25 protein-coding genes are annotated in these 20,959 nt (G+C 64.9%); 18 read left to right on the top strand and 7 right to left on the bottom strand.

Annotation, left to right across the window (positions count from 1 at the left end; all coding sequences use genetic code 11):
- Positions 1 to 26 precede the first annotated feature (26 nt).
- The 8 genes from SSO01S_RS01980 to SSO01S_RS01945 all read left to right on the top strand — a co-directional run bounded on the left by SSO01S_RS01980 (position 27) and on the right by SSO01S_RS01945 (position 5,932).
- On the top strand, positions 27 to 1,325 hold the full coding sequence (locus tag SSO01S_RS01980) for a glycoside hydrolase 5 family protein (RefSeq protein ID WP_066794405.1): 1,299 nt from the start codon (positions 27 to 29) through the stop codon (positions 1,323 to 1,325).
- A gap of 66 nt (positions 1,326 to 1,391) precedes the next feature.
- Positions 1,392 to 2,177: a uroporphyrinogen-III C-methyltransferase gene (gene cobA, locus SSO01S_RS01975; protein ID WP_066794401.1), complete on the top strand. Its 786-nt coding sequence runs from the start codon at positions 1,392 to 1,394 to the stop codon at positions 2,175 to 2,177.
- Positions 2,174 to 2,470 carry a DUF2849 domain-containing protein gene (locus SSO01S_RS01970; RefSeq protein ID WP_066794398.1) on the top strand — a complete coding sequence of 99 codons (297 nt, stop codon included), beginning with the start codon at positions 2,174 to 2,176 and terminating at the stop codon, positions 2,468 to 2,470. Before cobA ends, SSO01S_RS01970 begins: the two co-directional genes overlap by 4 nt.
- Positions 2,471 to 2,472: 2 nt before the next feature.
- Positions 2,473 to 4,104, top strand: coding sequence for a nitrite/sulfite reductase (locus SSO01S_RS01965; protein ID WP_066794395.1), 1,632 nt, complete (start codon positions 2,473 to 2,475; stop codon positions 4,102 to 4,104).
- Complete coding sequence (locus SSO01S_RS01960) at positions 4,097 to 4,522, top strand: DUF934 domain-containing protein (RefSeq protein WP_066794392.1); 426 nt, start codon at positions 4,097 to 4,099, stop codon at positions 4,520 to 4,522. Before SSO01S_RS01965 ends, SSO01S_RS01960 begins: the two co-directional genes overlap by 8 nt.
- Entirely contained in the window at positions 4,515 to 5,276 is a 762-nt protein-coding gene (locus tag SSO01S_RS01955) for a phosphoadenylyl-sulfate reductase (protein WP_066794389.1), read from the top strand. Before SSO01S_RS01960 ends, SSO01S_RS01955 begins: the two co-directional genes overlap by 8 nt.
- A gap of 96 nt (positions 5,277 to 5,372) precedes the next feature.
- Positions 5,373 to 5,708, top strand: a complete 336-nt coding sequence (locus SSO01S_RS01950) for a hypothetical protein (protein ID WP_066794387.1) — start codon at positions 5,373 to 5,375, stop codon at positions 5,706 to 5,708.
- 8 nt (positions 5,709 to 5,716) lie between these two features.
- Positions 5,717 to 5,932 carry a hypothetical protein gene (locus SSO01S_RS01945; RefSeq protein ID WP_066794385.1) on the top strand — a complete coding sequence of 72 codons (216 nt, stop codon included), beginning with the start codon at positions 5,717 to 5,719 and terminating at the stop codon, positions 5,930 to 5,932.
- Between the two features lie 327 nt (positions 5,933 to 6,259).
- Here SSO01S_RS01945 and SSO01S_RS01940 read toward each other — a convergent pair whose 3' ends face one another.
- Positions 6,260 to 7,753, bottom strand: a complete 1,494-nt coding sequence (locus SSO01S_RS01940; RefSeq protein WP_066794383.1) for a replicative DNA helicase — start codon at positions 7,751 to 7,753, stop codon at positions 6,260 to 6,262.
- An 83-nt stretch (positions 7,754 to 7,836) separates the two neighbouring features.
- On the opposite strand from SSO01S_RS01940, the gene SSO01S_RS01935 reads away from it, so the two are divergent.
- The 5 genes from SSO01S_RS01935 to dcd all read left to right on the top strand — a co-directional run bounded on the left by SSO01S_RS01935 (position 7,837) and on the right by dcd (position 12,063).
- The gene (locus tag SSO01S_RS01935; protein WP_066794380.1) at positions 7,837 to 8,319 is read left to right on the top strand and encodes a UPF0262 family protein; all 483 of its coding nucleotides are present in this window, start codon (positions 7,837 to 7,839) and stop codon (positions 8,317 to 8,319) included.
- Positions 8,320 to 8,322: 3 nt separating this feature from the next.
- Positions 8,323 to 9,015 carry a GH25 family lysozyme gene (locus SSO01S_RS01930; protein WP_066794376.1) on the top strand — a complete coding sequence of 231 codons (693 nt, stop codon included), beginning with the start codon at positions 8,323 to 8,325 and terminating at the stop codon, positions 9,013 to 9,015.
- The gene (locus SSO01S_RS01925; protein ID WP_066794367.1) at positions 9,012 to 9,452 is read left to right on the top strand and encodes a cytidine deaminase; all 441 of its coding nucleotides are present in this window, start codon (positions 9,012 to 9,014) and stop codon (positions 9,450 to 9,452) included. The genes SSO01S_RS01930 and SSO01S_RS01925 overlap by 4 nt, the downstream gene beginning before the upstream one ends.
- Positions 9,453 to 9,521: 69 nt before the next feature.
- Complete coding sequence (locus SSO01S_RS01920; protein WP_218000322.1) at positions 9,522 to 11,468, top strand: sialate O-acetylesterase; 1,947 nt, start codon at positions 9,522 to 9,524, stop codon at positions 11,466 to 11,468.
- Positions 11,469 to 11,508: 40 nt separating this feature from the next.
- Entirely contained in the window at positions 11,509 to 12,063 is a 555-nt protein-coding gene (dcd, locus tag SSO01S_RS01915) for a dCTP deaminase (RefSeq protein ID WP_066794362.1), read from the top strand.
- 311 nt (positions 12,064 to 12,374) lie between these two features.
- Here the strand turns inward: dcd and SSO01S_RS01910 are convergent, their stop codons facing one another.
- The 4 genes from SSO01S_RS01910 to SSO01S_RS01895 form a co-directional block, all read right to left on the bottom strand.
- Positions 12,375 to 12,800 carry an ExbD/TolR family protein gene (locus SSO01S_RS01910; RefSeq protein WP_066794360.1) on the bottom strand — a complete coding sequence of 142 codons (426 nt, stop codon included), beginning with the start codon at positions 12,798 to 12,800 and terminating at the stop codon, positions 12,375 to 12,377.
- Between the two features lie 12 nt (positions 12,801 to 12,812).
- Positions 12,813 to 13,304, bottom strand: a complete 492-nt coding sequence (locus SSO01S_RS01905; RefSeq protein WP_066794358.1) for an ExbD/TolR family protein — start codon at positions 13,302 to 13,304, stop codon at positions 12,813 to 12,815.
- Positions 13,305 to 13,399: 95 nt separating this feature from the next.
- Complete coding sequence (locus SSO01S_RS01900) at positions 13,400 to 14,152, bottom strand: MotA/TolQ/ExbB proton channel family protein (RefSeq protein WP_066794355.1); 753 nt, start codon at positions 14,150 to 14,152, stop codon at positions 13,400 to 13,402.
- Between the two features lie 72 nt (positions 14,153 to 14,224).
- Positions 14,225 to 14,896: an energy transducer TonB gene (locus SSO01S_RS01895; protein ID WP_066794352.1), complete on the bottom strand. Its 672-nt coding sequence runs from the start codon at positions 14,894 to 14,896 to the stop codon at positions 14,225 to 14,227.
- A 218-nt stretch (positions 14,897 to 15,114) separates the two neighbouring features.
- Between SSO01S_RS01895 and SSO01S_RS01890 the strand changes: the two genes are divergently transcribed.
- Complete coding sequence (locus SSO01S_RS01890) at positions 15,115 to 15,951, top strand: hypothetical protein (RefSeq protein WP_245646548.1); 837 nt, start codon at positions 15,115 to 15,117, stop codon at positions 15,949 to 15,951.
- Between the two features lie 27 nt (positions 15,952 to 15,978).
- Here SSO01S_RS01890 and SSO01S_RS01885 read toward each other — a convergent pair whose 3' ends face one another.
- Positions 15,979 to 16,347 carry a dihydroneopterin aldolase gene (locus SSO01S_RS01885; RefSeq protein ID WP_066795143.1) on the bottom strand — a complete coding sequence of 123 codons (369 nt, stop codon included), beginning with the start codon at positions 16,345 to 16,347 and terminating at the stop codon, positions 15,979 to 15,981.
- Between the two features lie 139 nt (positions 16,348 to 16,486).
- On the opposite strand from SSO01S_RS01885, the gene SSO01S_RS01880 reads away from it, so the two are divergent.
- Genes SSO01S_RS01880 through SSO01S_RS01865 form a run of 4 tightly spaced genes read left to right on the top strand, consistent with a single transcriptional unit; the run spans position 16,487 to position 19,363 of the window.
- Complete coding sequence (locus SSO01S_RS01880; protein ID WP_066794349.1) at positions 16,487 to 17,008, top strand: GNAT family N-acetyltransferase; 522 nt, start codon at positions 16,487 to 16,489, stop codon at positions 17,006 to 17,008.
- A gap of 32 nt (positions 17,009 to 17,040) precedes the next feature.
- Positions 17,041 to 17,607 carry a DUF1285 domain-containing protein gene (locus tag SSO01S_RS01875; RefSeq protein ID WP_066794345.1) on the top strand — a complete coding sequence of 189 codons (567 nt, stop codon included), beginning with the start codon at positions 17,041 to 17,043 and terminating at the stop codon, positions 17,605 to 17,607.
- On the top strand, positions 17,604 to 18,194 hold the full coding sequence (locus SSO01S_RS01870) for a CoA pyrophosphatase (protein WP_066794342.1): 591 nt from the start codon (positions 17,604 to 17,606) through the stop codon (positions 18,192 to 18,194). The genes SSO01S_RS01875 and SSO01S_RS01870 overlap by 4 nt, the downstream gene beginning before the upstream one ends.
- On the top strand, positions 18,182 to 19,363 hold the full coding sequence (locus SSO01S_RS01865) for a CCA tRNA nucleotidyltransferase (RefSeq protein WP_066794339.1): 1,182 nt from the start codon (positions 18,182 to 18,184) through the stop codon (positions 19,361 to 19,363). The genes SSO01S_RS01870 and SSO01S_RS01865 overlap by 13 nt, the downstream gene beginning before the upstream one ends.
- Here the strand turns inward: SSO01S_RS01865 and SSO01S_RS01860 are convergent.
- Positions 19,309 to 20,952 (bottom strand): putative bifunctional diguanylate cyclase/phosphodiesterase, encoded by a 1,644-nt coding sequence (locus SSO01S_RS01860; RefSeq protein ID WP_066795140.1) that lies wholly within the window; start codon positions 20,950 to 20,952, stop codon positions 19,309 to 19,311. The genes SSO01S_RS01865 and SSO01S_RS01860 overlap by 55 nt on opposite strands.
- Positions 20,953 to 20,959: the final 7 nt, after the last annotated feature.

The raw sequence follows: 20,959 nt of genomic DNA, 5'->3' as shown, positions 1-20,959 counted from the left end.
CTAACCTCCTCTCAAACGGAGGGGCAATGATGGTCACACGCAGAACAATCCTTGGTGCCGGAGCGGCGCTGGCCGCCCTGCCCGCTTCAGCCGCGTTCACGCCTGTTGATCCCTACATCCGCCGCAAAGGCACATCGCTAACGCTTGGCGGCAAGCCCTATCGCTTTGCCGGGGCGAACATGTGGTACGGCGCATGGCTCGGTGCACGCCCGGACTTCGGCAATCGCGCTCGCCTCGCCCGCGAGCTTGATGCGCTTCTGGAGCTTGGCGTCACCAATATCCGGATCCTCGCCGGGGCGGAGGAATCCCCGCTCAAGAACGCTGTCAGCCCCGCATTCCGCAACGCGGGCAACAAATGGAATCCGGACCTGACGGACGGGCTTGCCCACCTGCTTGCCCAGATGGAAGCGCGCGGGATGCGGGCCGTGCTCTACCTCACCAACTTCTGGGAGTGGTCGGGCGGGATGATGACCTATCTCAGCTATGTGAACGGCGGCAAGTTCATCGACATGAACGATCCCGCGCATCCCTGGCCCGAATTCCCGGACATGACCGCGCAATTCTACGCCAAGTCGGAGGCGGTGAAGCTCTATCACGATTATGTCGCGTCCGTCGTGAAGCTTTACGCCGACGTGCCGACGATCATGGCCTGGCAACTGGCCAACGAACCGCGCCCCGGTGGCAGCGCCAAGATCGCCGAACCGTTGCTCCCGGCATATTATGGCTGGATCCAGTCGACCGCGAAGCTGATCAAGTCGATCGCGCCGAACCATCTCGTCTCAACCGGCAGCGAAGGATTGAAGGGCTCGATCGAGCGCGCGGACGTTTTCCGGAAAGCCCATGCGTTCGCCGAGATCGATTATCTCACCGCGCATATCTGGCCGCTCAACTGGAGCTGGATCAACGCCAGGGACATTCCCGGCACCCATGACGCCGGTGCTGCCAAGGTGGCCGAATATCTTGCGCAGCACGAAGCGCTGGCGACCGAGATGGGCAAGCCGCTGGTGATCGAGGAATTCGGCTATCCGCGCGACGGCGGCGGCTATGATCCCGAGGCGTCGACCGCGTACAAGGATCGCTATTACCGCCAGATCTTCGCGGCGGTGGAGGCCAGCGTGAAGGCTGGCGGGCCGATCGCGGGCTCGAACTTCTGGGCGTGGAACGGCGAGGGCCGCGCGGTGCATGGCGATCACCGTTTCCGCACGGGCGACACCGCCTGGCTGGGCGACCCACCCCATGAGCCGCAGGGCTGGTACGGCGTTTTCGACAGCGACGAGACGACCAAGGCGATCATCAAGGCGCATGCCGCGGCGCTGGCCCGATAGTTTCCCTACCGCGACCCCAAGCAACCTTGGATTGAAGCGCGGCCCTGCGCGGCGCATCTCGCTGGCATGGCTAGTTTATTAGACCCTTCCGCGCGCGGGCGCGTAATCCTGGTCGGTGCAGGTCCCGGCGACCCCGGGCTGCTCACCGTGCGCGCTGTCGAAGCGCTGAGGCAGGCGGACGTGCTGGTGCACGATGGGCTGGTCGATCCGCGCGTGCTCGACATGGCACCGCAGGCGCACCGCATCTCGGTCGCCAAGCAGCGCTCGAAGCACACGCTGTCGCAGGACGAGATCAACGCGCTGATCATCGCGCACGTAAAGACCGGTGCGATCGTCGTACGGCTGAAGGGCGGCGATCCGTTCATCTTCGGGCGTGGCGGCGAAGAGGTGGAAGCCGTGCGCGCGGCCGGGCTGCCGGTGGAAGTGATTCCGGGCATCTCCGCGGCTTTGGGTGCCGCCGCCGAAGCGATGCTGCCGCTCACGCACCGCGACTGGTCGAGCGCGGTGAGCTTCGTCGCGGGCCAGTGCAAGGGGCTGAAAGATCAGGACTGGTCGGGGCTGGCCGGCAAGGGCCGCACGCTCGTCATCTATATGGGTGTCGCGACCTGCCCCGATATCGCGGACAAATTGATGGAAGACGGCGTGGCACCCGACATGCCCGTCGCGGTGTTGGAGCGCGGGACGCTGGAGGGCAGCCGCGCGCTGCGGACGCTGCTGGCCGATCTGGGGCCGATGGTGACGCGCGAGAATGTCCAGAGCCCGGCGATCATCGTCGTCGGCGAAGTGACCCTGCTGGCTGACGCCGAGGACAAGCTTGCCGCATGGGCGCGGGCCGCGGAGAGCCTTGCATGAAGATCCTGACCGGAAACGATCTCGCCAGCGGCGACGTGACCTGGTGGACCGGCGAGGGCTGGTCGCGCCATGTGGAGGACGCTGTGGACGTGGGCGATCAGGGCGAGGCGATCGCGCATGCCGAGGAAGGCGCGCGGCGTGTGAACGCGCCCTATGTGATCGATGCGACGCTGACCGATGCAGGGCCGAGACCCGCGCATATCAAGGACCGCGTCCGCGCGCTTGGTCCCACCGTGCGGCCAGACCTGACGCTCAAACCCGCCGACCCCAATGCCGGCTCCTGGGTAATCTGAACATGTACAAATACGACAATTACGATCAGGCGATCGTCGACGCCCGCGTCGAGGAATTTCGCGATCAGGTGAAGCGCCGCCTTGCCGGCCAGATCACCGAAGACCAGTTCAAGCCGCTGCGGCTGATGAACGGTCTGTACCTGCAGCTACACGCATACATGCTGCGCGTCGCCGTGCCCTATGGCACGATGGACAGCCGCCAGATGCACATGCTGGCGCATATCGCGCGGAAGTATGACCGCGATTACGGCCATTTCACCACGCGCCAGAACCTCCAGTATAACTGGATCAAGCTGGAAGACGCGCCCGACATCCTCGCCGATCTGGCGTCGGTGGAGATGCATGCGATCCAGACGAGCGGCAATTGCATCCGCAACATCTCGTCGGATCAATATGCCGGCGCTGCGGCCGACGAGGTCGCCGATCCGCGGCCCTGGGCAGAGCTGCTGCGCCAATGGAGCACCTTCCACCCCGAGTTCAGCTACCTGCCGCGCAAATTCAAGATCGCGGTGATCGCGTCGGACGAGGATCGCGCGGCGATGCGGCTGCACGATATCGGCATCCAGCTCGTCGAGCGCGACGGCGTTCTCGGCGGCAAGGTCTTCGTCGGTGGCGGCATGGGCCGCACCCCGATGATCGCGCCGGAAATCAAGGACTTTGTCGGCGCGGACGACCTGCTCAGCTATATCGAGGCGTGCCTGCGCGTCTACAATCGCTACGGCCGGCGCGACAACATCTACAAGGCGCGGATCAAGATCCTCGTCCACGAGATCGGCGCCGATGAATATCGCCGTCAGGTCGAGGAAGAGTTCATCGAGGTGAAGAAGCTCGGCATCGATCCGCCCCAGGCGGAATTCGATCGCATCGCGGCGTTCTTTGCCCCGCCCGCTTTCGAAGCAGGGCTTTCCAACGAGATCGACCGCAGCGATCCCGATTTCGCCGTCTGGCTCGATCAGAATGTCGTCGCGCACAAGGCCGCGGGCTATGCGATCGTCAATATCAGCCTGAAGCCGCAGGGCGGCATTCCAGGTGACGCTTCATCCGCGCAGATCGACCTGATGGCCGATCTGGCCAAGGAATACAGCTTTGACGAGCTGCGTGTCACGCATGCGCAGAACATCGTGCTGCCGCATGTCCGCAAGGCCGATCTGTACGCGGTCTGGCAGAAGCTGGCGGATGCGGGCCTGGCAGAGGCCAATCTCGACCTGATCAGCGATATCATCGCCTGCCCGGGGCTCGATTATTGCAGCCTCGCCAATGCGCGCTCGATTCCCGTTGCGCAGAAGATCTCGACGCGGTTCGCCGATCTGGGGCGCCAGCGCGAATTGGGCGAGCTCAAGCTCAAGATCAGCGGCTGCATCAATGCATGCGGCCACCACCATGCCGGGCATATCGGCATCCTCGGGGTCGATCGTAAGGGCACCGAGAATTACCAGCTGCTGCTCGGCGGATCGGGGGCGGAGGATGTGAGCCTCGCCAAGATCACCGGGCCGGGCTTCTCGGAGGACGGCATCGTCGATGCGGTCGAGACCGCAACCAATGTCTATCTCGCCCAGCGGACCGAGGGCGAGCGCTTTGTCGACACCTATCGCCGCATCGGCATGGAGCCGTTCAAGGATGCCCTTTATGGATAACATTCTGCGCTTCCGCGACGACGCAGCGCATGACGAGCCCGCTGTGACGCTCGACAGCTTTCTTGGCCAATCCAACGCGACCGCCGTGCGCATCGAGGCGGGCGACGATGCGCGCGCGCTGCTGCCCTATCTCGATCGCATTGCGCTGGTCGAAGTCAGCTTCCCCAAGTTTCGCGATGGGCGGGGCTATTCGTCCGCGCGGGTGCTGCGCGAGGCGGGCTATACCGGCGAACTGCGCGCGCAGGGCGATGTGCTGGTCGATCAGATCCCACTGATGCGCCGCTGCGGCTTTGACAGTTTCGCGCCTGAGGCTCCGGTGGACGAAGCCGTGCTCACGGCATCGCTGGCGCGGTACGAGCATGTCTATCAGGCGGCGGCAGACGCACAGACGCCCGTCTGGAAACGCCGCCATGGCTGAGACGGCGCGCAGGGTGGACCGGATCGACCTGTCGCCGCGCTTTACCGCGCACGATGCGATCCGGCTCAACAACATGTTCCGCGGCACGGGCACGCAGGAACTGGTGCGCGCGGTGCTGGGCGAGCATCTGCTGGGCGAAGTTGCGCTGGTTTCCTCCTTCGGCGCGGAATCGGCGGCGCTCCTGCATCTGGTCGCCTCGGTCGATGCCAGCGTGCCGGTGCTGTTCCTCGACACCGCCAAGCATTTCGCGGAGACGCTCGCGTATCGCGACATGCTCGCCGAAAGGCTGGGCCTGAACCTGCGTGTCATCCACCCCGACCCCCAGGCGATCGAGGCGCGCGACGGCACCGGGCTGCGCTGGTCCTACGATCCCGACGGTTGCTGCGAGATTCGCAAGGTCATCCCGCTGGAAAAGGCGATGGCCGGCTTCGACGCGAGCATCACCGGGCGCAAGGCGCATCAGGCAAGCACGCGCAGCGCCCTGCCCCGCTTCGAGGTTGACGGCGACCGGCTGAAGTTCAACCCGCTGGCCGATTGGACCCGCGAAGACATCGCCACCTATTTCGCGGAGCATGACCTGCCGCCGCACCCGCTGGTGGAAAAGGGGTATCTCTCGATCGGCTGCGCGCCGTGCACGTCAATCGTGAAACCGGGCGAAGACCCGCGTTCGGGCCGCTGGAGCGGCTGGGACAAGACCGAGTGCGGCATCCACACCCCCGTCGCCGACGGAGACCCCGACCTGCCCGTGTTCTGACACCACCGTCGGTACACTTGCAGACGGCAGGTATTGTTCTAGCCTATGCCCAGGCCACCGGCGGCTTCCGCCCGGGAGAGCTTGTGGAGGACGAGGATGGAACGCACCGAGAAGGAGCAGGCGATCCGCCTGCATGAGAGCCTCGATTTCATCGGCCTGCGCGCGCAGGCAACGTCGGTGGGGCTTCTCCAGCTCTGTGCCGAGCTGGTCGCGGTGGGCGTGCTGGACAATGCAGCGGTCGAGCGGATCAAGCATGCGATCCGCAAGGACATCACCATCTCGCGGCGCGGCAAGCACGGCCAGGGCGAATTCGAGGAGACGCTGCGCAAGCGGCTCGATTCGATATTTCCGAGCTGCGAGGAGCCGCGGATCGGCGGCCATGTCGGCACCGCGCAGGAAATGCGCGAAGCGATGGGCGAGCAGACTCAGTAGGAGGTTCAATGCAGAAACCTGGCCCCTGCCCCAAATGCGGCAGTTCGTTCACCGAGGGATTCATCGTGGACGAAACCTATGGCGCGCACGGCGTCAGCAACTGGGTCGAAGGGCAACCGGTGAAGAGCTTCTGGAGCGGCATCAAACTGCCGAGAGAGAAAGTCCCGGTGCGCACCTTCCGCTGCAATCGCTGCGGCTTTCTCGAAAGCTATGCGACCGACTGAGCACCATGCTTGCGAGGCAAGCTCGCCTGCTCGGTCAGGCTCGCCCGCTTGCGGTGCGATCGCTTCGCACCGGCCGCGACCACGGTTCTCAGGGCCGACATACTCCAGGTCGACACCCGTCATCCCGGACTTGTTCCGGGATCCACCTGGCGGCACTCGGTGGACAAGAGGCTCCAGTCTTAACATCCGAGGCTTCGTGGACCCCGGAACAAGCCCGGGGTGACGAAGATTCAAGGTCCGCAAGGGATCGCTAGCCGACAGGCTGCTTTAATGAGTCTACGGCCTAACTTGCGCAACGAAAACGCAGAAAACCGCGAAGCAAATCCCTCAATAACTGTTCGGGGCGAGATCGCTGAACTTGGTGAACTGGCGATCGAAACGCAGATCGACGGTACCGGTGGCGCCGTGGCGCTGCTTGGCGATGATCACGCTGGCCTTGTTCGCGACCTGAAGCTGGTGGTCCTGCCACGCCTGATATTTGGCGATCTCGTCTGCGGACGAATTGCCGTCGGGCACCTTGGGCGCCTTGAAATCATGATAATATTCGTCGCGATAGACGAACAGAACGATATCGGCGTCCTGCTCGATCGAGCCCGATTCACGAAGATCCGATAGCTGCGGGCGCTTGTCCTCACGGCTTTCCACCGCACGGCTGAGCTGCGAGAGCGCGAGCACGGGGACGTTGAGCTCCTTGGCCAGGGTCTTCAACCCGCGCGAGATTTCCGAGATTTCCTGCACGCGGCCGTCGCCCTGGCTCTTGCTGCTGCCCGTGAGCAGCTGGAGGTAATCGACCACGACCATACCGATCTTGTGCTGGCGCTTGAGCCGCCGCGCGCGGGTGCGCAGCGCCGCGATGGTGAGGCCCGGCGTATCATCGATGAACAGGGGCAGCCGCTCAATATCGCCCGAAGCACGCGCGAATTTCTGGAATTCGGAAGGGCTGATATTGCCCGTGCGCAGTTTCTCCGACGAGACTTCGGACTGTTCGGACAGGATACGCAGCGCAAGCTGATCGGCCGACATTTCGAGGCTGAAGAACGCCACCGGGGCACCGATCGACTTCTCCTCCGGAATCCCCGCCTCCAGATCGTCCATCCAGCGCTTGGCGGCGTTGAACGCCATGTTGGTGGCGAGCGAGGTCTTGCCCATGCCCGGCCGCCCGGCGAGGATCAGAAGATCGGACCGGTTGAGACCGCCGGTCATCGCGTTGAAATCGGTCAGTCCCGAGGTGACGCCCGAGACGCTGCCGCCCGAATTCATCGCCCGCTCGGTATTGCGCACCGCCATGGTTGCGGCGCGCATGAAGCTCTTCGCGCCGCTATCCTCGCCGCCCGTCTCGGCGACTTCGTAAAGCTTGAGCTCGGCCTGCTCGATCTGCTTGGCGGGATTGATATCCTCGCTGGTATCGAGCGCCGAATCGACGAGATCGCGCCCGACCGTCACCAGTGCGCGCAGCACGGCGAGATCATAGACCTGATCCGCGAACGCCCGCGCGCCGATCAGGCTCGCCGGGTTGCCGGTGAGCTGCGCCAGATAGGCGGGGCCACCCAGTTCCTTCATCGCGGCATCGTTCACGAAGAGCGGACGAAGCGTGACCGGCGTGGCAAGGCGGTTATCGCCCACCATATTGGCGATCGCATCATAGATGCGGCCGTGCAGCGGCTCATAGAAATGCTCGGGGCGCAGCTTCTGGAGAACATCCTCCGCCACGCGGTTGTCGATCATCATCGCGCCCAGCAAGGCGGCCTCCGCCTCGATATTCTGCGGCAGCTGCAGCCCTTCGGGCGCTTCGGGTGCTGGGAACGGGATCGGCTGGGCCATGATTCTTCTGTTGCTCATAAAGCGATGTGCCATCAACGGCGGGCGCTTGTGGATAACGGGCATTACCCCATAAGGGGCGGGCAATGGCCGATCCGCGCATCATAGACGTGACTCTGGACGAGCGCACTATCTTGTGGCGCTCGGCCGATATCGAGCAGGAACGGCGCATCGCGATCTTCGACCTGCTCGAAGACAACCGCTTTGCGCCCCAGCGCGCCCATGCGGATGGCTATGCCGGCCCCTATCGGCTGCACCTGAGCGTGGAGGAAGGCAGGCTGGCGCTGGAGATTCGCCGCGAGGATGGATCGCCGCTGGAGATACTGGTGCTGGGCCTTGCCCGCTTCCGGCGCCCGATCCGCGATTATTTCGCGATCTGCGATAGCTATTACCAGGCCATCCGCAACGCGAGCCCCGCGCAGATCGAGACGATAGACATGGCGCGGCGCGGCATCCACAACGAGGCGGCGGCGCTGCTCAGGGAACGGCTGGAGGGCAAGATCGACGTGGATTTCGATACTGCGCGGCGGCTGTTCACGCTGATCTGCGTACTGCACATCAAGGGCTGACCATTGCACATCCGGGTCCTCGCGCGGCGCTTCCGGCTGGCCGCAGCCATCGCCCTGGTGCTGGCGGTGACCGGCCTGTGCGCCTGGCTTTTCGCGATCAACTGGCGGCCGCACCCCAATGATTTCCCGGTACAGGGCGTCGATGTAAGCGAGGCGCAGGGGCCGATCGAATGGTGGACGGTCAAGAAATCCGGCGCACAATTCGCCTATATCCATGCGACAACCGGCGCGACCGGCACCGACCTGCGCTTTACCGAGAATTGGCGAGGCACATTCGAGGCGGGCTTCCGGCGCGGGGCGCTCCACGCCTTTTCGCTCTGCCAGCTGGCGAGCGATCAGGCCGCCAATTTCGTCCGGCTGGTGCCGCGTTCGGACGACCAGCTTCCGCCCGCGATCGATCTGGACTTCCAGTCCGATTGCGCCGCGCGGCCGGAGCGCGGCGTCGTGATCGGCGAGCTTGGCCGCTTCATCGAGGCGATCGAGACCCATCTGGGCGAGCATGTGGTGCTGCGCGTGAGCAAGAATTTCGAGGCGCGCTACGCGATCAGCGAAGCCTTTGCCCGCATCCTGTGGAGCCGGCAGGCTTTCTTCCCACCCTCTTATCTCTCCCGTCCCTGGACGATATGGCAGGCATCGAGCTTTCGCCGTATCGAAGGGCTCAGCGGCCCCGTGAACTGGAATGTGATGGCGAAATGACCGACTATGACCCCCAGATGCTCGTCGCCAGGGCGCGCGAGGCTTCGAAGAACGCCTATGCGCCTTATTCCAAATTCGCCGTGGGCGCGGCGGTGCTGCTGACCGACGGCAGCGTGGTGACCGGCGCGAACTTCGAGAATGCGAGCTATGGCCTGACGCTCTGCGCCGAAACGGTGGCGCTGGGAACGGTGAGCTCGATGGGGCGCTTGCGCGATGTTGTGGCGATCGGGGTGATCGGCGGGCGGATGGGGCATGCGGACACCGCACCGGTTTCGCCCTGCGGACGCTGCCGCCAGGTGATCAACGAAGCGGCGCAACTGGGCGGACGCGATCTGCCGGTGCATTGCGGCGGCGCGACGGGCGACGCGCTGACGACCTACAGGCTTTCCGAACTGCTGCCCGCCGCGTTCGGCCCCAAGGATCTCGGGCTGGCCTGAGGCCGAGACGACGGCTGCTTGCCTGCCCCCCGGTGCCATGCTTTGTTAGCGCTAACGAGGGAGAGGCTGATGCACCGGATGATTCGCGCGGTTCTTGCGCTTGCCCTGCTGCCGGGAGCGGCTCTGGCGCAGGACGCGCCTTCCCTGCTCCATCCGATGTTTCAGGATCATGCCGTGCTCCAGCGCGACCGGCCGATCGCGATATGGGGCGACGCTGCGCCCGGCGCGGAGGTCAGCGTGGAGATGGCGGGCGCGCAGACCACGGCCAAGGCGGATGGCAATGGCCATTGGCGCGCCGGGCTGCCCGCCCTCCCCGCCGGCGGCCCCTATACACTCACCGTTTCCACAGGCGCAGCGACCAGCATCGCGAAGGACCTGCTGATCGGCGATGTATGGCTGTGCTCGGGCCAGTCGAACATGGAATTCCAGGTGCGCGGCGCGCTGAACGGCGGGATGGAAGCCGCTGGGGCCGCCGATGCGCAGTTGCGGCTGCTGACCGTGGGCAAGAATGTGAGCCCCGCCGCCGGGCGGCATTTCCGCACCCCGGTGAAGTGGCAGATCGCCGATCCCCAGAGCGTCATCGACTTTTCAGCGGTCTGCTATTTCATGGGGCGCGACCTGCGCCGATCAGAGAAGGTGCCGATCGGGCTGATCAACGCATCCTGGGGCGGCACCGCGATCGACGCATGGCGCAGCGAGGTATCGCTGGAGCGCGATCCAACGGCCGCCGAACGGCTGAAGCTGCTGCGCGACTATCGCACCGACCCGGCCCGGGCATCGGCCGCATGGGGCGCGACCTGGCGCAACTGGTGGACCGCCACCGGACGCGGCCCCGCCGAACCCTGGCAGCCGGGTGCGAAGGGCGATTGGAAGCCGGTGCCTTCGTTCGACAATTGGGAGAGCTGGGGCGTCGAGGCGCTGCGCAACTTCAACGGGCTGGTTTTCTACCGCACCGAAGTGGTGCTGACCGCCGCGCAGGCGAAGCAGGGCGCGACGCTGCTGCTCGGCCCGCCCGACGATACCGACATGACCTGGGTCAACGGCATTGGCGTGGGCACCAACACCGCATGGGGCGTGCCGCGCGCGTACCGGCTCGCGCCGGGCACGCTGAAGGCGGGGCGCAACCGGATTGCCCTGTCGGTATATGACAGTTGGGGAAATGGCGGGCTGGCCGGCACGCCGGCACAGCGCGGCATCCGGCTGGACGATGGCCGCGTGGTGCCGCTGCCCGAGGCGAAGGACTGGCAATATCTGATCGCCACCCCCTCCAGCGCGGGAGAGCCGCCGCGCGCGCCGTGGGACGGGATCGCGGGGCTGGCGGGAATCTATAACGGGATGATCGCCCCGATTGGCCCCTATGGGCTGCGCGGCATCGCCTGGTATCAGGGCGAGACCGATGCGGGGAAGGCCGCGGGCTATGCCGATCGGCTGGCGGGCATGATGGCGGGCTGGCGGGCACAGTTCGAGAATCCTCAGGCACCCTTCCTGATCGCGCAGCTTGCCGGATGGGGTGCGCGCAACACCGCCCCGATCGAGAGCGGCACGGCGGAGATACGCGAGGCGCAGCGCCGCGCGGCGCGGGCCGATGGGAACGCTGCGATCGCGGTGACGGTCGATCTGGGCGATGTCGGCGACATCCACCCAACCAACAAGCAGGATGTTGGCCACCGCCTTTCCCGCGCGGCGCGGGTGCTGAGCTATGGCGCCGCGCTGTCGCGCTCGGGCGCGGAGCCGCTCGCGGCACGACGCGAGGGAGACGGCGTCATCGTGGCGTTCGGATCGATCGAGAAGATGCTCCTGACGTTCAGCGGCGTGCCGACAAGCTTCGAGCTGTGTGGCGCGGGACCCGGCACCTGCCGATTCGTTCCGGCGCGGATCGCGGGCGACACGATCCGGATCGATGCCGGACAAGGCCCGGCCGACCGCCTGCGATATTGCTGGGGCGACAGCCCGGTGTGCAACCTGACCGACGGATCAGGGCTGCCGGTGACGCCTTTCGAGCTAAGGATCGAATAGCCCCCTTGCCCGCGAGGCGCGCAGCCGCGAAGGTTTGGCCATGGCAATTCTTTCCGACATCTGGATTCGCGAGCAGGCGCTCAACCACGGCATGATCGAGCCCTTCGTCGAGGGGCAACGCCGAGAGGGCTGCATCAGCTATGGGCTGTCCTCTTACGGCTATGACGCGCGGGTGGCGGACGAATTCAAGATCTTCACCAATATCGACAGCGCCGTCGTCGATCCGAAGGACTTCGCCGCAACGAGCTTCGTCGATCGCCAGACCGATTGCTGCATCATCCCGCCCAACAGCTTCGCGCTGGCGCGGACGGTGGAGTATTTCCGCGTGCCGCGCGACGTGCTGGTCATCTGCCTGGGCAAATCGACCTATGCGCGCTGCGGGATCATCGTGAACGTGACGCCGCTCGAGCCCGAATGGGAGGGGCATGTGACGCTCGAATTCTCGAACACCACGCCGCTGCCCGCCAAGATCTACGCCAATGAAGGCGCCTGCCAGTTCCTGTTCCTGCGGGGCGAGCAGCCGTGCGAGACGAGCTATGCCGATCGCGCGGGCAAATATATGGGCCAGCGCGGCGTGACGCTGCCGCGGCTCTGAGGGTACCCAGACGCGCGATGGTTCGCGCGACCGGTCACTGAAGCCCGCCAGCCGCGCGTTCGCGCAGCAGACTGACCTGAACAAAATTCCGGCGGCGCGCGGGCCTCGACATGCGAATGTTCCCAATGTTCGCAGTGACGAAGACGTATCCGGGTGACGACTTCAAAGAAGCGACCGAGCCCCTCGACCGGCGCGACCAGGCAGCCGAAAGCCGACATTGCAAGGCCCAAAGCAGCGCTGCGGACAACGAAAAAGGGCGGCCCCGAAGGACCGCCCTTGATCGCTTGCCGCGCCGGAGCGCTACAGATGGATCAGAACGCGCTGCGATACTGGTCGTTGCCGACGAAGCCGAGCTTGTTCACCTGCGCACGCTTCACGATCGCGAGGACACGATCGACGACTTCGTAGCGCGCCTGAGGATCGGGCTGGAAGTGCAGCTCCGGCTCAGGGCTGATCTGCAACGTCGCATCCAGATACTGGCGCAGCGTCACGTCATCGACAGGGATGCTGTTCCACTGAACAACCCCATCCGGCTGGATGTAGATCTTGTTCTTCTGCGTATCGATCACCGGCTGGTTGGTGTTCGTATTCTGCGGAAGGTCGACCTTCACCGCGTGGCTCTGGATCGGGATGGTCATGATGATCATGATGAGCAGCACCAACATGACGTCGATCAACGGCGTCGTGTTGATCTCCATCATGGGACCATCATCGCTCTTACCTACGCTCGCTCCCATGCGAACTACTCCTTAAAGACGGGTAACAGCAGTGCCAGCTTCAGGTTCGGAGATGAACCCGACCTTTGCAAAACCTGCCATCTGCATGGTGAAGATCGTGCCGCCGATGCAGCGATACGGAGTATCCACGTCACCACGGATATGCACTTCCGGAAGCTCGAGCGTCGGATCAGCCTTGAAAGCGGCTTCGCCGCCAACCTTCTCGACCTCGAACTTGAGCTTCTTCACCGCCCTGTCGAGCAGCTCCGTGCTGTTCACCGGCGTCATGCCCCAATAAACCTGACAGCCATTGGCATCACCAGTCACCGACAGCGCCACGTTCTCCGGCTTCGTGATCGTCGGCTCGAACTGCACCTTCGGCAGGGTCAGCTTAACCGTCTGGATCACGACAGGAACGGTGATCAGGAAGATGATCAGGAGCACCAACATGATGTCCACCAGCGGCGTGGTGTTGATGTCCGACATCGGGCCATCGTCGTCCGATTCGCCTACACTCATCGACATTGCGCGCTATCCTATTCTTACGCGTTCATTGCCGCCGGGACATGCCCTGCGCGGCGGAAGGCGGGATCGCGGCAAGCCCGCGATCCCGACTACCCTTAGCCCTTGGTGGTCGTTGCAGCAGCGGCCTTGGCCGGAGCGCCCTTGGCAGCAGCCGGGCGCACAGCGCCGTTCGAAGCCAGGTAGCCCAGGATGTCGTTCGAGAACGCGCTGAGGTCTTCGCTGATCTTCTTGTTGCGAGCCTGGAGCCAGTTGAAGGCGAGCACGGCCGGAACGGCGACGGCGAGACCAACGGCGGTCATGATCAGTGCTTCACCGACCGGACCTGCGACCGCGTCGATCGAAGCCTGGCCCGACGAACCGATCTTCACCAGTGCGCGGATGATACCGATAACGGTACCGAACAGACCGATGAACGGTGCGGTCGAACCGACGGTAGCGAGGAACGACAGGCCCTTCTTCAGCTGCGAAAGGATGTCGGCCTCCGAACGGGCCAGCGAGTTGTGCAGCCAGTCATGCGCTTCGACCGGATCGGTCAGGCGGCTGTGCTGCTCCTGCGCCGCAAGACCGTCTTCGACGATCTGGCGATATGCCGAGTTCTTCTCGAGCTTGGCAGCGCCTTCACGCAGCGAAGCCGCGCTCCAGAACGACGCGCGAACGCGGCGGGCCTGCGCGATGATCTTCTGCTGCTCAAACAGCTTGGTGAACAGGATGTAGAGCGAGAAGAAAAGCATGATCACCATGATGCCGAACACGGACTGGGCGATGATGCCGCCTTCACGGAGTGCTGCCTGGAGGCCGTACGGGTTCTCAGCGTGGGGCGCCGCAGCGGCAAGAATGGTCGTGAGCATTTCGGTCTTTCCTCTAAAAATAGCGCGTTTGGCAAAACATCCGGCGCGCCTCCCCGGCGCGCCGGACACTCATTATCTCGGTATCTTCCAGGTGAAGCGGCTGTTGAACGCAGCCGGGATCTTGTTGCCGCTCGCATCCTCCGCCGGATTGAACCGGGCCCGGCGCTTGAGCAACGAGCACGCCGTATTATCCAGAAGCGACGAGCCGCTCGAAGACGTGACGGTGCAATCGGTCACCTTGCCCGCCGCATCGACGTCGAGGCGGAAGCCCACGGTTCCCGCCTGTTCTGCGCGAAGCGCAGCGGACGGATAATCGTCGTCGGTCACCCAGCTCTGGGGCGAACCCCTTGGCGTCAGCTTCTTTGCAATGCGCGGCGGAGGCGGCGGTGCAGGAGGAGCCGGCGGCGCCGGAGGAGCCGGGGGCACGATGGGCGGCGCGGGCTGTGGAACCGGCGTCGTCATCATGGGCGGCGAGGGTTGCGGCACCGACACAATCGCGGGCGGCGTCACCACCAGGGTAGGCGGCGGGGGAACCGGCGAATCCGGCGGCGGCGGCGGAGGGGGAACCTCTTCCGGCGGCGGCGGATCGTTCACATCGAACACGTCGAGCTTTTCAGTGGCCTTCTTAACATACTGGAAGGCTAGTCCGGTGACGAAGGCATATCCCATGCCGGCGACGATCAACGCGACCAATACGATCGCGACGATGCGGCTACCACCTGTATTCCGGTCAGCGTAAGCCATTGCGGGAACGTCACTCCTATAATCTGACTGCGATCCTCCTGCCACGGTTTCCCGCGCACAAGTCCGCCTGCCGCGCTGTTGCGTCCTTTCGGCAGAGCGCGACCTCTATCGCGGTGTCCCGGGGTACGCAAACGCTTTGTCAGACATTCAGCACTGGTTCCGTGCCGCGATGGAATTATTTCTGTAAACCCCATGCGCGATCGGGTATCGGACTAGGCATGATCCGTATCAGAAATGTTGCGCTTTGTTGCGCGATGGCGGTTTCCGCCGCTGCGCCCGCTTTCGCCCAAAACCCGCAGAATCCGGCCACATTGGTCCATTCCGGGCCGAGTTACGCCGTGCTCGCGGGGCAGGTCGTGCGCGCGCCATTGATCCTCGATGCGCGCATCCGTCAGGCCACCAAATTGGAGCCCGATCAGGCGATTGGCGTCGCCGCCGGCCATGCCCGTCTTTATATCGTCGCAGACGTGCTCGCGCTGATTCGCGGCAATAATGCGATGCCGGTGCAGGTCGCTTATGTGGCCGATGTGCCGCTCGATTCTCGCGGCAAGGTCCCCAAGCTCAAGAAACAGCGCGTGCTGCTGTTCGCGAAGCCGGTGCCGGGGCGGACGGACCAGATTCAGCTCACCGGAATCAATAGCCAGCGCAATTACTTGCCGGAAAGCGACGCACTGGTCCGCACGATCACGCGCGAGGCGGTGGCCGCCGATGCGCCGCCGGGGATCACGGGCGTGGGCAACGCCTTCCACGTGCCGGGCGCGCTCCCCGGCGAAGGCGAGACGCAGATATTCCTGACGACCGAGAGCAATGCGCCGGTATCGCTTCAGGTGGTCCGCCGGCCGGGCGAAGCGCCGCGCTGGAGTGTATCATTAGGGGACATTGTCGACGATTCGGCCGGTCCGCCCGCGCCAAACACGCTGCTTTGGTACCGGCTCGCATGCGGCCTGCCCCGCACGCTGCGCCCGGAAGCGTTCGAATCGGACGATCCCGAGAATGCGCGCATCGCCGCGGAGGATTATGCGATGGTCCTTCGCGCGCTGGGGCCGTGTGCCTGAGGCCTGGTTTGCAGCAGCGAGGCGATTCTAGCGGCGGTTGCGCACCAGCGTGACGCCGATCGATTCGCCGCGCTCCGCGATGGCGAGCTTGACGATCTTTATCTCGACGCGGCGGACCCGCTTGTCCGAGACGAACAGCGTGTCGCAGATATAGTCGGCCACCGCCTCGATCAGCTTGAAATGGACCCCCTCGGGCAGCGCGGTGGCGGCTTCCTTCAGGTCGATATAGCTTTTCGAGGCGCTGAGCGGCGTATCCGGCGCGAAACGCTCGGGCATGTCGATATCGACATTCATCGAAATTCGCAGCGGCTGCGGGAGATGCGTCTCTTCCGAATAGATTCCGGTCAGCACATCGACTTCGAGATCATGCACCTGAAGCTGGAGGAGATCGGACAAAGCGGGCCTTTCGGGGAAATTGTTGCGCGGCCCCATAGCAGAAGGGGCAGCGCGCGAAAGCCTGCCGGGCAGACATTCATCCTTGCTTCACTGCGGGAGAGGTCTAAGGCCGCGCCCCCGGACAAAGGATATGCATGTAGTGATCAAGATGGTGCCGCTCGCCCAGATCGACCCCCAGGCCGTCGAGTCGCTGCTCGACCGCGCTTTCGGGACCGATCGACGTGCGCGTACCGCATATCGCATCCGCGGCGGCACCGATCCGATCGCCGAGCTGAGCTTCGCCGCGGTGCGCGAGGATGGCGCACTGGCGGGCACGATCCAGTGCTGGCCCGTGTCGCTGCTATGCGACGAAGGCGGCGCGATCCCGCTCAACATGGTCGGCCCGGTCGCGGTCGAGCCCGAATGGCAGCAGGAGGGCATTGGCCGCGCGCTGATGGAGCGGATGCTGGCGGCCGTGCCCGATTGCCGGACGCCCGGCTGCGATGCGCTGATGCTGATCGGCGACCCGGAATATTATGAGCGTTTCTTCGGCTTCACGGCTGAGCGGACCGGCCGCTGGCGCCTGCCCGGCCCATTCGAGCCGCGCCGCCTGCTCGCGCGCGGATGCAATGTGCCAGATTGCGCCGGCATGCTGGGCCCGCGAATCCGCCAGGCGGCTTGAGGGCGGGGGCGCGCTCGCCTAACGGAACAGGAATGTCTTCCGCGCCGCCTCCCGATTTCGGCAGCCTCTCGCTCGCAGAGATTGCGCGGCTCGCGGAGGAAAGCCGCCTGCCGCCGGTCGATAGCTGGAATCCGGAGCATTGCGGCCATAGCGACATGCGGATCGCCCGCGACGGAACCTGGTTTCACGCAGGCTCGCCGATCGGACGCGCCGCGATGGTGCGGCTGTTCTCGACCATATTGCGCCGAGAGGCCGATGGCCGGTTCGTGCTGGTCACGCCGGTCGAAAAGCTCGACATCGAGGTGGAAGATGCGCCGTTCCAGGCGGTGGAGATGAAGGCCGAGGGCGCGGGCGAATCAATGAAGCTCGCCTTCCGCCTGAACACCGGCGATCTGGTGACCGCCGGGCCGGAACGCGCGCTGCGATTCGAAGAGACTGCGGAGGGCCCCCGCCCCTATCTCCATGTGCGCGGCGGGCTGGAAGCTTTGGTCGCACGTCCGGTCTATTACGAACTCGCCCAGATCGCGCTGGCCAACGGCAGCGATCCGGCGGGCGTATGGAGCGACGGCGCGTTCTTCGCGCTGGAGCCGGCCAAGTGACTCTCGCCGACCGGCTGCGCGCCGCGCTTGAATCGCCGCACGAAGCGGCGATGCTGCCGGGCGATCATTTCGATTTCGATCCTGGCATCTCGGGCCACCCCGCCGCAGTGCTCGTCGCCGTGACGGACAGCGCCGACCCCGGCGTGATCCTGACCCAGCGAAACGAAGCGCTTCGCCGGCATCCTGGCCAGGTCGCGTTTCCAGGCGGGCGAATCGATCCCGAAGATGACGGCCCGGTCGCTGCGGCGCTGCGTGAGGCCGAGGAGGAGATCGCCCTGCCCCGCGCGGCCGTGGACGTGATCGGCCTGGCAGAGCGTTACCGCACCATCACCGGCTATGACGTCACCCCCGTGCTGGGCGTCGTGCCGCCGGGGCTTGTGCTGGTCCCCGCCGAAGCGGAAGTGGCCAGCGTCTTCGAAGTGCCCCTCTCCTTCCTGCTCGACGCCGCCAATCACCGGCACAACACGGTCGAGTATCTGGGCCGGGAGCGCCGATATTATGAGATCATGTGGGGCGAGCGCCGTATCTGGGGGGCGACTGCGGCGATGATCGTCAATCTCTCACGGCGGCTGCAATGGACGGCATGATTCTCCCCGATGCGGAGTGGCGGCACCGTGCAGGGCTGGACGGGCTGGTCCGCGTGCTGGGCGATGTGCGATTCGTTGGCGGCTGCGTGCGCGATACGCTGCTCGGCATCCCGGTATCGGACGTCGATCTCGCTACCTCGCTCGCGCCGGAGACGGTGGTCCAATATCTGAAGGAAGCCGGGATCACCGCCGTGCCGACGGGAATCGCGCACGGGACGGTGACCGCCGTGATCGAGAGCGGGCCGGTAGAGGTGACGACACTTCGCCGCGACGTCTCCACCGATGGCCGTCGCGCGACCGTTTCCTTCACCGACGACTGGCGCGAGGATGCGGCGCGGCGCGATTTCACCATGAACGCGCTCTATGCCGATCCGGCGACGGGCGAGATCACCGATTATTTCGGCGGGCTTGCCGATCTGGAAGCGCGGCATGTGCGCTTCATCGGCGATCCCTATCAGCGGATCGCGGAGGATCACCTGCGCATCCTGCGCTTCTTCCGCTTCCTTGCCCGATTCGGCGACGAACCCGATGGCGCCGCGCTCAAAGCCTGCTCGGATCGCGCCAACGACCTGATGGCGCTGAGCCGCGAGCGGATTCGCGACGAATTGCTCAAGCTGCTGGTGGCGAAGGATGCGGTTCGGGTCGTGCGGCTGATGCTCGAACATCGCATGTTCGCGCCCGTCCTCGCAGTGCGCTCCGCCGATCGGCTGGCTTATGTTGCGGCGCGCGAGGAAGAAGCGGGCATCGCACCGGATCCGATTCGCCGCCTTGCCGCGCTGGTCCCTTCCGAAGACGTCGAGGCCGTTGGCGCGCGCTTCAAGCTTTCCAACCTCCAGCGCCGCCGCCTGTCGGCCGCGGTGATTCCGCCAGAGGGAGACACCAGGGCGCTGGTTTACCGCGCGGGACAGGAAAGCGCGATCGATCGCATATTATTGTCGGACTATTCGGTGCGCGATGCCGTGACCGCCGCAAGCTGGGAAGCGCCGCGCTTTCCGCTGTCGGGCGGTGCTATCCTGGCGCGGGGAATCAAGGCGGGGCCAGAGGTCGCGCGGCTGCTACGGCAGGTGGAGGATCGCTGGATCGCGGAAGGGTTTCCGGACGCGGCGCGCGTCGATCAGATCGCCGATGAAATCGCGGGCGGCCCGTTGCGCTCGATCAGCAGCGAATAAGCGTCGTCGCGGGCTAGCGCGCGCGAATAGAGGAAGCCCTGGCCATAGCTGCAGCCCAAAGCGGCCAGCGTCTGCGCCAGCTCATTGGTCTCGATGCCCTCTGCCGTGGTCTTCATGCCCAGCGCCTGCGCGAGCGATAGGATCGCGCGAACGATGGCGATCTTGTCACGATCGGCGAGCATGCCCGAGACAAAGCTGCGATCGATCTTGAGCACGTCGATCGGAAGCTTCTGCAGGAAGGCGAGGTTCGAATAGCCGGTGCCAAAATCGTCCATCGCCAGCGTGGCGCCCAGGCCCTTGAGCGCGGTCATGACCCGCGCGACGCGATCCGGATCGGTGACGATGGCGCTTTCGGTCAATTCCAGCGTGAGCCGGGTGCCCGGCACGCCATAGGTATCGAGCGCTCGCTTGACCATGTCGGGGATATTGTCGCGGTGAAGCTGGATCGCGGAAAGGTTTACCGCGACCCGCGCGCCGCAATCGCCGCCGGCGCCACGATCCCATGCCGCGATCGTCTTCGCCGCTTCGTCCATCGCCCAGCGCCCGAGCGGGACGATCAGGCCCGATTCCTCGGCTACCGGGATGAAATCGTTGGGGGAGAGCGTCACGCCCTCCTCATTGGTCCAGCGTGCAAGCGCCTCGAACGACGTGATCTTGCCGGTGTTGAGGTCGCAGATGGGCTGGTAATAAAGCGCCATCTGGCCATTCTCGATCGCGCGGCGCAGCTCGGTTTCGATGCTGAACTGCTCGCGGGCGATATCGAAGGCATGGGTCTGATAGACTTCCGCGCGGCTGGTCTTTTTCGACCGCTTCACCGCGAACTGGGCGTTGCGGATCAGATCCTCGGGATCGCCGTCATTGTCCGAACCCATCGCGATGCCGATCGAACATTCGACGCGAATCTCGAAATCGGAGAGGCGGAAGGGATTGGTGAGCGCCGCTTCGATACGCTTGGCGACGTGCAGCGCGTCCTGCGGCCCGTCATCAAGCGTCAGCAGAACGCCGAATTCGTCTCCGCCCAGCCGGGCGAGCACATCGCGGCCGCGCAGCGCACCCTTGATCCGGCGCGCCACCGAGATCAGCAGCTCATCTCCGGCAAGCCCGCCCATGCACGCATTGACGCGTCCGAAGCGCGCCAGATCGATCACCATGACGGCATGGCCGCCGCAATTTTCTGGCGTGATCGTGTCTTCGAGCTCGTCGGAAAAGCCGGTCCGGTTGGGCAGGCCGGTGAGGCTGTCGGTCGCCATTTCGCGGCGCAGGCTCTGTTCGGTACGCAGCTCGGAGGTCTGGTCGACCAGGCTGACCATGCATTTCAGTTTTTCGCTGTTGAAGCTGCGGCGGGCCAGCTTCACGCGGAAATGGCGGCTATCGACCTCGCTGCCGAAACGCCACGGAAATTCCTCGCTGGTCTCTTCCGATTCGACGAAGCGGCGGATGCGATCGCCAAGTAGGCGGATGACCGGCGATTCCGAAGCGATGGCACCCAGGCCAGCCATGCGGAATGGCTTGTTGATACCTTCGAAATGGAGGCTTTCCTCAGCGAGCGCGACGATCGCGGCCGGGATCGGCAGCATATCGAGTACCATGCCTGCC

Origin of the sequence: Sphingomonas soli NBRC 100801, from assembly GCF_001591025.1 — a bacterium.
GTDB lineage: Bacteria > Pseudomonadota > Alphaproteobacteria > Sphingomonadales > Sphingomonadaceae > Sphingomonas > Sphingomonas soli.
Note: the sequence above shows the minus strand (reverse complement) of the source record. Positions and strands in the feature narration are given on the sequence as shown.